We start from the raw sequence: 9,423 nt of genomic DNA, 5'->3' as shown, positions 1-9,423 counted from the left end.
GTGCCGATGTTTACGTGCGGCTTCGTCCGCTCGAACTTCGCCTTCGCCACTTGTTTGTCCTCCTGGACTGGTATGGGCTCACGTGGTTCGTGAGCACATTCGGTTTCAGCTTGTACTGACTTTACTTACTGTGCCTGACGGCACGTTCCGGCGGCCACCCGGAGGTTTCGACCGAAGGCCGCCGGTAAGGCGTGTTGCCTGCTCAAACAGGTTGCTTGGCAGGTTAACACACCCCTACCGGACTATTCCCCGGTCGCCTTGGCGATGATCTCCTTGGACACAGAGGCCGGAACCTCTGCGTAGTGTCCGAAGACCATCGAGTAGTTGGCTCGGCCCTGCGTACGGGACCGAAGGTCACCGACGTAGCCGAACATTTCGGAAAGCGGCACGTAGGCCTTGACGACGCGGGCGCCGGTGCGCTCCTCCATCGACTGGACCTGGCCGCGGCGGGAGTTGATGTCGCCGATCACGTCACCCATGTAATCCTCGGGAGTCGTCACCTCGACGGACATCATCGGCTCGAGGATGACAGGCTTTGCCATCCGAGCCGCTTCCTTGAACGCCATGGAGCCGGCGACCTTGAAGGCCATCTCCGAGGAGTCGACCTCGTGGTACTGGCCGTCGAGGAGCGTCGCCTTGACGTTGACCATCGGGTAGCCGGCGAGGATGCCGTACTGCATCGAGTCCTGGATACCGGCGTTGACCGAAGGAATGTACTCCTTCGGCACGCGGCCACCGGTGACCTTGTCCTCGAATTCGTAAGTCTCGCCCTCTTCGATCTTCTCGTCCTCGAGGGGCTCGAGACGGATCTGAACCTTGGCGAACTGACCCGAACCACCGGTCTGCTTCTTGTGGGTGTAGTCGTACTTCTCGACGACGCCCTTGAGTGTTTCGCGGTAGGCAACCTGCGGCATACCGACGTTGGCCTCGACCTTGAACTCGCGCTTCATGCGGTCCACGAACACGTCGAGGTGGAGCTCGCCCATGCCGCCGATGACGGTCTGGCCGGTCTCCTCGTCGAGGCGAACGGTGAATGTCGGGTCCTCATCGACGAGACGCTGAATCGCGGTGCCCAGCTTCTCCTGGTCCGCCTTCGTCTTCGGCTCGATGGACACGTGGATAACCGGGTCCGGGAAGCTCATCGACTCGAGAACGATCTGATCGTTGATGTCACACAGAGTGTCACCGGTGGTGACGTCCTTGAGACCGATGAACGCGTAGATGTTGCCGGCCACGGCCTCGTCGACCGGGTTCTCCTTGTTGGCGTGCATCTGGAAGAGCTTGCCGATGCGCTCCTTCTTCCCCTTGGTCGAGTTCTGCACCTGGGTGCTCGGGGTGACCCGACCGGAGTAGACGCGAGCGTAGATGAGGTTGCCGAAGAACGGGTGCGAGGCGACCTTGAAGGCGAGAGCCGAGAACGGCTCTTCCTTCGAGGGCTTACGCGTCATCTCGACCTCTTCATCGCCGACCTTGTGGCCGTGGACCTCGCCCACATCGAGCGGGGTCGGGAGGTAATCGATGACCGCGTCAAGCATCGGCTGGATGCCCTTGTTCTTGTAGGCGGTGCCACAGAGAACCGGGTAGATCTCCGAGTTGATCGTCAGCTTGCGGATCGCAGCCTTGATCTCCTCGAGCGAGAGCTCCTCGCCGCCGAAGTACTTTTCCATGAGCTCGTCATCGGACTCGGCAACGGCCTCGATGAGCTGCTCGCGGTACTCCTCGGCCTTCTCCTTGAGATCCTCGGGGATCTCTTCGTAGGTCGGCTCCGCGCCGATCTCGACCTTGCCGCGCCACGTGATGGCCTTCATCGTGAGCAGGTCGACGACGCCGTCGAAGTCGTCCTCGGCGCCGATCGGCAGCTGCATGACCAACGGCTTCGCGCCAAGGCGGTCGACGATGGTCTGAACCGTGTAGTAGAAGTCCGCGCCGAGCTTGTCCATCTTGTTGACGAAGCAGATACGGGGGACGTCGTACTTCTCGGCCTGGCGCCAGACCTGCTCGGACTGCGGCTCGACGCCTTCTTTGCCGTCGAACACTGCAACGGCGCCGTCGAGGACGCGGAGTGAACGCTCGACCTCGACCGTGAAGTCGACGTGGCCGGGGGTGTCGATGATGTTGACCTGGTGGTCGTCCCAGAAGCAGGTCACCGCGGCGGAGGTGATGGTGATGCCGCGCTCCTTCTCCTGCTCCATCCAGTCAGTCGTCGACGCGCCATCGTGGGTCTCGCCGATCTTCCGATTGACGCCCGTGTAGTACAGAATTCGCTCGGTGGTCGTCGTCTTACCGGCGTCGATGTGCGCCATGATGCCGATGTTGCGGACCTTTTTCAGGTCGGTCAGCACGTCCTGTGCCACGGAATTACCCCGATCGTGTCTGGTCGTTTGAGGCCGTCCACGTGGTTAACGCGTCCATGGCCTCCTGATTAGCAGTTGCCGTTTATTTTTTAGCTTGCGCCTGTAGACGGCAGAAGATGTAAATCCTCCGACCATTCAGACTACTGCCCGGCTCGGCGATGTGCAGCATCGGAGCCAGAAGTTTATTGTGCCCTCCCTGGGCACCACTCGGGCCGGTCACTTCTCCCGCGCGGCGAGGTGCCGGCGGCGGGAAAGTGATCGGCCCGAGTTCGTCACTGGAATATCACCAGCGGTAGTGCGCGAAGGCGCGGTTGGCCTCGGCCATCTTGTGGGTGTCCTCGCGGCGCTTGACCGCGGCACCGAGGCCGTTCGAGGCGTCGAGGATCTCGTTGGCGAGACGCTCGACCATCGTCTTCTCACGACGCTGGCGCGAGAAGGTCACCAGCCAGCGCATCGCCAGCGTGGTGGAGCGGCCCGGGCGAACCTCGACCGGGACCTGGTAGGTCGCGCCACCGACGCGGCGGCTGCGAACCTCGAGTGCGGGGCGAACGTTGTCGAGCCCCTTCTTCAGCGTGATGACCGGGTCGGTGCCGGTCTTCTCGCGGCACTGCTCAAGCGCCGAGTAAACGATGCGCTCGGCGGTGGTCTTCTTGCCGTCGAGGAGGATCTTGTTGACGAGCTGCGTCACCAGCGGCGAACCGTAGACCGGATCGTTGATGAGCTGGCGCTTGGGGGCTGGACCCTTACGAGGCATTACTTCTCCTTCTTTGCGCCGTAGCGGCTGCGAGCCTGCTTGCGATCCTTGACGCCCTGGGTGTCCAGGGAGCCGCGGATGATCTTGTAACGGACACCCGGAAGGTCCTTCACACGACCGCCGCGCACGAGCACCATGGAGTGCTCCTGAAGGTTGTGGCCTTCGCCGGGGATGTAGGCCGAAACCTCGATACCACTCGTGAGGCGCACGCGGGCGACCTTACGGAGCGCGGAGTTCGGCTTCTTCGGAGTGGTCGTGTACACGCGGGTGCACACGCCGCGACGCTGCGGGCTGCCCTTGAGGGCCGCCGTCGACGTCTTGGCGGAGTTGCTAGAGCGGCCCTTGCGGACCAGCTGGTTAATAGTTGGCATAAACCGACTTTCTGCTATGCGACAGGCGGGCGCTCGCCGGTACCGGCGACGCTCACCTCTCGCGAGGATTTGGCACAATGTCTGTTCGCGGAACTACTCCTCACGCCCCTGTCAGGCGCCTTTGGCGCGCATGCTGGAACGACTCAGCCGCTCTCGCTGGCCTACTAGGTATCCGGGTAGTCCCGCTCGCATATTGCGAGCACGATCTAAAAGACTAATCAAAGCGCAGTTCACAGGTCAAAAGCAGCCCCATGTGAACCTCGCTACCTGGGAAATCTCCGCGCCTCCCCCGGCGACGTGTGGCCAGGAGGGTTCGGTACATGCTCATTCTACGCGCTTGACCGTCGCCAGTTCCGCGGCCCAGGAGTCGAGCATTCCGGCCCTTCGCTCGGAGTCGTCGATGAGTGTCTCGGCGAGCCCGAGCCCCCGCGCGAAGTCCAATGTCGCGCGGATGAGTCGTCGCGTGCGACGGTCGGAGGTATCGGCTCCGAGGTGGGTAACGGCGAGGTTGTAGAGGTGGCGGGACAGCTCGGCCTCGAGCGGCACGATGCGCTCGCGCAGCGCCTGGTCCGCCGTCGCGGCCGTCCACACCTGTAGAGCCGCCTTGAACAGGTCGCCGGTGTAGTGCTCGGTGATGTGGTGGACGACGAACTGGGTGCGCTCGGGTTCGGTCTCGGGCCTCGCCCCGCCGAAGGACGCGTCGAGCTGGCTGCTGCGCTCGAGCACCATGTACTCCAGCGCCGCGATCATCAGGTCCTCGCGCGTCGGGAAGTGGTGCTGGGCGGCGCCGCGGGATACTCCTGCCCGCTCGGCGACCGCACCGACAGTCGTCACGGGCCAGCCGTGGTGGGCGAGCATGTCGATCGTCGCCTCGAGCAGCTTGTCGCGGGTCCGCTTGCTGCGGTCCTGCTTCGGCGAGCGTTCCGGCCGCGAGGCAGCGCGGTCTGCTATCGGACCGCCCACGATGGTTCCCGCCTTTCGAGGAAGGCGGTCATCCCCTCCCCTGCGTCTTCGCCGAGGAACATCTTGGCCGACACCTGTGCAACGTGCGCCCCCTCCGCGTCCAGGTCGGCAAGCAGCGGGGCGACCGCCAACTTCTTCGTCGCCGCCACTCCCGCCGGCGAACTCTTCCGCAAGGACCCTACTAGGTCCGCGGTGAGGCCACCGATGGCGTCGGACGGCTCGGACTCGGCGCGCTCGCCGTACTCGCCCTCCGAGGCGTGGGACAGCAGGCCGGACCGGAAGGCCTCGGCCGGCCCGAACTTCTCTCCGGTGAGCATGTGGCGCAGTAGGGCACGCGGGGTCATCCGATGTCGCAGCGGCAGCGAGATCATTGCCGGGGCGAGGCCGAGCCGAACCTCGGTGACGCCGAACGTCGCGCGCTGTGTTGCAACCGCAAAGTCGCAGGACGCCACGAGTCCCACCCCGCCGGCACGCGCGTGGCCGTCGACGACCGCGATTACTGGCTCGTCCGCCGTCAGGATTACCCGCAACAGGTCGAGGAAGACCCGGGTCCGCTCGGCGACCGCCTCCCCTGGGTCCGAGGCGGAAGCGCTCGCCTCGGACAGGTCCGCGCCCGCGCAGAACGTGCCTCCGGTGTGGCCGAGCAACACCACGCGCGCGCCGGGATCGGCAGCGACGGCGGCGAACGCCTCCCGCAGCCCGGTCACGAGCGGCGTCGACAGCGCGTTGCGATTGGCCGGCGTGTCCAGCGTGATGTGCGCCGCGATCCCCTCGCGCCGGTAGCGCACGGCGTCGGCGAACCTCGTCTCCTTCTCGCCCACCCCGCCTCTGACGTCGGAGTCGCTTTCTCCCATGGTCGTGCCTCCTTCTCCTCGTGCTTCGGGACTGTGTTCGCGCGTCAGTAGCTGCGCGGCAGGCCGAGACTGTGTTGGGCGACGAAGTTGAGGATCATTTCCCGGCTCACCGGGGCCACGCGGGGAAGTCGCGAGGCTGCGAGCATCCCGGCGAGCCCGTATTCGGTGCTCAGGCCGTTGCCGCCGAGCGTCTGGATCGCCTGGTCCACCGCCTTCGCCGATATCTCGCCGGAGGCGTACTTCGCCATGTTCGCGGCCTCGCCGGCCTCGGCGTCGCGGCCTGCGTCGACGAGCGCGGCGGCCTTGCGCATCATCAGGTCCGCGAGCTCGAGCTCGATCTTGCACTGCGCGAGCGGATGCGCGAGACCCTGGTGCGCGCCGATCGGCTTCCCCCACACCTTCCGCTCCTTCGCGTAGTCGACGGCCCTGTCGATCGCGTAGCGTGCGTTGCCCAGCGCCATCGCCGAGGCGATGACGCGCTCCGGGTTGAGCCCGGCGAAGAGCATCGTCAGCGCGGTATCGCCGTCGCCGATGAGCGCGTCGGCCGGGACCCGCATATCGTCGAAAAAGAGCTGGAACTGCTGCTCGGGCAGGCGCACCTCCATCTCGATCGGCATCGCCTGCAGGCCCGGTGTGTCGGTGGGCACCATGAACAGCGCGGGCTGCAGGTTCCCGGTCTTCGCATCCGAGAGCCGCGCGACGACGAGCACCCATTCCGCCTGGTCGACGCCGGAGATAAAGGTCTTCTGGCCTCGGATGATAAAACCGTCGCCATCCGCGGTGGCCGTGGTGGTGATGGCGTGGGAGTTGGATCCGGCGTCGGGCTCGGTGATCGCGAACGCCGCGATCTTCTCGCCCGAGGCGATACCGGGCAGGTACCGCTGCTTCTGCTCCTCGGTGCCGTATTGCGCGATGATCGACCCGTTGATCGCCGGCGACACGACGAGCATGAGCACGCCCGCGCCCGCCGCGGACAGCTCCTCCTGCGCGATGCACAGCTCGGTGAGTCCCGCTCCCCCTCCGCCATATTCGGTCGGCAGGTTGAGCCCGACGAGCCCGAGCTCCGCCAGCTCGTTCCACAGCTCCGTCGTCTTCGCGCCCGTCTTCGAGGCGTTCGCGACGTACTCGAATCCGTACTTGCGGCCCACGTTGCGCGCGAGTTCGCGCAGCTGAGCCTGCTCGTCGGTGTCGACGATCGGGTTGGCGATATCGGCGGTGGCGGTCGTTGCCTTTGTGGTCATGGGATTCCAATCATTTTTCTTCGTTTATGACGGCGGAGGCGCGCACCGCGCCTAGTGGTCCGATTCGCCGGCCGGTTCGTCCTCGTGCTCGCCCTCGGCATCGATGACGACGAGAGTCTGGCCGGCGTCGACCTTGTCCCCCACGGAGACGGGAAGCTCGGAGACGACGCCATCGGAGGGCGCGGTGACGGTGTGCTCCATCTTCATCGCCTCGAGCCTGAGCAGCGCCTGGCCTGCGGTGACGGTGTCCCCCTCGGCGACTTCGACACCGATGATGCTGCCGGGCATCGGCGCGAGGAGCGACCCGGCACCGGCGGCGGCGTTGGGATCCGGATACCGCGGAGTGAGCGCGAAGCGGGTCGCACCGCCCGGACCGTCGACGTCCACCTGCTCGCCGCGCACGGTGACGACGTAGCGGCCGTCGAGCCCGCCGCTGCGCACGAGGACCTCCGTCCGCGTGCCGCCGGCATCGGCTGCGGCCCCAGGCGCCGCGCCGGTTCCGAGGACCGCCGCGAGCACGTCCGCCACGAGTTCGTCTTCCCCCGCGGTGGCCTTCCCCGATGCGAGCGCGATGCTCCAGGGGCGCGCCGTGCGTCCGGCGTCATGGGCGGATCTGGCGGCGACGGTCCGGGCGAACACCGGCTCCGCACCCCCGCGGCGGCTCGTGAGCACCGCGCGAACCGCCGTGGCCTCCGCTCCGGTCGCGGGCTCGAGCTCCGTGGACCGCGCGGCAGCGCCGACGTTGCGGAACCCGCGCAGCGCGGGATGGATGGTGACGGCGGCGGACTCCGCGCCCGCCTGGGCTGCCTCCATCGCGAGTGCGGCGGCGATAGCGCACCGGCCGAGGTCCGCCCCGGAGACCACGGGCGCGAGGACCTCGTCGCCGACCTCACCGAGGAATGCCGTGGAGGCGGTGCCCTGTGCGAATTCCGGGTGTTCGAGAATCCGCACGAGCTGGTCGCGGTTCGTGTCGATCCCGTGGATTCGGGCGCCGCGGATCTGCGTGGCCAGCGCGCGGACGGCGTCGGCACGATTTGGGGCGAAGGTGATGATCTTCGCGATCATCGGATCGTAGTCGGTGCCGACCTCGAGCGGGATGTCCCCGGCGGCGGAATCGATGCGCACGTACGCGCGCTCGCCGTGGGGACTGCGGAATTGGTGCGCCCGGCCCGGCAGCGCGAGGGTGTGCAGGGTGCCCGCTGCGGGACGGTAGTCGGCGGCCGGGATCTCGGCGTAGAGCCGCGCCTCGATGGCGTGGCCGGTCGAGCGCGGCGGCTCGTCTGCGGGCAGTGGGGCGCCGGCGGCGATCTCGAATTGCAGCCGCACGAGATCGAGCCCGCTGGTCGCCTCGGTGACGGGGTGTTCGACCTGGAGTCGGGTATTGACCTCGAGGAAGAAGAACTCGCCGTCGTCGGTGGCGAGGAATTCGACGGTCCCGGCGCCGACGTAGCCGATGGCGCTCGCAGCCGCGCGGGCCGCGTCGAAAAGCTCGGAACGCACGTGAGGGAGCCGTTCGATGAGCGGGGACGGCGATTCCTCGATGATCTTCTGGTGGCGGCGCTGGATCGAGCATTCGCGCTCGCCGACCGCCCACACGGTGCCGTGCCGATCGGCCATGATCTGCACCTCGACGTGGTGCCCGGTTTCGAGGTAGCGCTCGCAGAACACGGCGTCGTCGCCGAAGGCGCTCTTGGCTTCGCGTTTGGCCTCGGTGACCTGCGTGTCCAGCTCGGAACGGTCGCGGGCGACGCGCATGCCGCGCCCGCCGCCGCCGGCGGAGGCCTTGATGAGGACGGGAAATTCCGCGTCGGTGACGGTCGCCGGGTCGAGGTCGCTCAGCAGCGGCACCCCGGCCTCTCCCATAAGTTCCTTCGCCGAGATCTTCGAGCCCATCGCGATGATCGCGTCCGGGTCGGGCCCGATCCACGTGAGGCCGGCGCCGATGACGGCGCGCGCGAAGTCGGCGTTCTCGGATAGGAAGCCGTAGCCCGGGTGGATCGCGTCGGCGCCCGAGACGCGGGCAGCGTCGATGAGCGCCTCGGCCGAGAGGTAGGTCTCGGCGAGCGAGTCGCCGGTGAGCTCGACGGCGAAGTCGGCTTCTGTGGCGTGCGGGGCGGCGGCGTCGGCCGCGGTGAACACGGCTACCGTGCCCAACCCCATGTCGCGGGCGGTGGTGATGATGCGCCGGGCGATCTCTCCGCGGTTGGCAATGAGTACGCGCTCGAAGCTCGCCGCGTGCGTGCCGTTCGCGGTCGTCTGTGTCGTCTGTTTCTGTGTCGTCGGTGTCGTCATGGTCGCCTCACATCCGGAAAACGCCGAAGGAATCCGTGCCCTCGACGGGCGCGGTGTGGATCGCGGACAGGCTCAGGGCCAGGACGGCGCGGGTGTCCCTGGGATCGATCACTCCGTCGTCATACAGCAATCCCGAGAGGAACAATGGGGTGGATTGCTCCTCGACCTGGGCCACCGCGAAGTCGCGCATCGCGGCGAGGTCCGACTCGCTGATCGGCGTCCCCCGCGAGGCCGCGGCGCCGGAGGCGACCGAGGTCACGACGTCCGCCAATTGCTCCGAACCCATGACGGCGCACTTCGCGCTCGGCCAGGTGAACAGGAATCTCGGGTCGAACGCCCGGCCGCACATGCCGTAGTTCCCGGCGCCGTAGGAGGCTGCGGTGATGAGCGAGATATGGGGCACCTCGGAGTTCGCGACGGCGTTGATCATCATCGAGCCGTGCTTGATCATTCCGCCGCGCTCGTATTCGGAGCCGACCATGTAGCCGGTGGTGTTGTGCATGAAGATGAGCGGGCGGTCGTAGCGGTTGGCGAGCTCGATGAACTGCGTCGCCTTCTGCGCCTCCTCGGAGAACAGGATGCCGCGGGCGTTGG

Annotated in this window: 8 protein-coding genes; all 8 read right to left on the bottom strand. The window is 66.8% G+C overall.

Annotated features, from left to right (window positions below; genetic code table 11):
- Positions 1-242: 242 nt before the first annotated feature.
- On the bottom strand, positions 243-2,354 hold the full coding sequence (fusA, locus tag K8V11_RS05905; protein WP_303911639.1) for an elongation factor G: 2,112 nt from the start codon (positions 2,352-2,354) through the stop codon (positions 243-245).
- A gap of 283 nt (positions 2,355-2,637) precedes the next feature.
- Positions 2,638-3,108 carry a 30S ribosomal protein S7 gene (rpsG, locus tag K8V11_RS05900; protein WP_067475785.1) on the bottom strand — a complete coding sequence of 157 codons (471 nt, stop codon included), beginning with the start codon at positions 3,106-3,108 and terminating at the stop codon, positions 2,638-2,640.
- Positions 3,108-3,479 (bottom strand): 30S ribosomal protein S12, encoded by a 372-nt coding sequence (gene rpsL / locus K8V11_RS05895; RefSeq protein WP_303911636.1) that lies wholly within the window; start codon positions 3,477-3,479, stop codon positions 3,108-3,110. The genes rpsG and rpsL overlap by 1 nt, the downstream gene beginning before the upstream one ends.
- A gap of 324 nt (positions 3,480-3,803) precedes the next feature.
- Positions 3,804-4,442, bottom strand: coding sequence for a TetR/AcrR family transcriptional regulator (locus K8V11_RS05890; RefSeq protein ID WP_303911634.1), 639 nt, complete (start codon positions 4,440-4,442; stop codon positions 3,804-3,806).
- Positions 4,427-5,296 (bottom strand): enoyl-CoA hydratase family protein, encoded by an 870-nt coding sequence (locus tag K8V11_RS05885; RefSeq protein WP_303911632.1) that lies wholly within the window; start codon positions 5,294-5,296, stop codon positions 4,427-4,429. Before K8V11_RS05885 ends, K8V11_RS05890 begins: the two co-directional genes overlap by 16 nt.
- A 44-nt stretch (positions 5,297-5,340) precedes the next feature.
- Positions 5,341-6,537, bottom strand: coding sequence for an acyl-CoA dehydrogenase family protein (locus K8V11_RS05880; RefSeq protein ID WP_303911630.1), 1,197 nt, complete (start codon positions 6,535-6,537; stop codon positions 5,341-5,343).
- Between the two features lie 51 nt (positions 6,538-6,588).
- Complete coding sequence (locus K8V11_RS05875; protein ID WP_303911628.1) at positions 6,589-8,829, bottom strand: biotin carboxylase N-terminal domain-containing protein; 2,241 nt, start codon at positions 8,827-8,829, stop codon at positions 6,589-6,591.
- A gap of 7 nt (positions 8,830-8,836) precedes the next feature.
- A partial coding sequence (locus K8V11_RS05870; protein ID WP_303911626.1) for a carboxyl transferase domain-containing protein occupies positions 8,837-9,423 on the bottom strand: 587 nt, incomplete at its 5' end.

Origin of the sequence: Dietzia timorensis (assembly GCF_020742175.1) — a bacterium.
In the GTDB taxonomy this organism is placed as follows: domain Bacteria; phylum Actinomycetota; class Actinomycetes; order Mycobacteriales; family Mycobacteriaceae; genus Dietzia; species Dietzia timorensis_A.
Note: the sequence above shows the minus strand (reverse complement) of the source record. Positions and strands in the feature narration are given on the sequence as shown.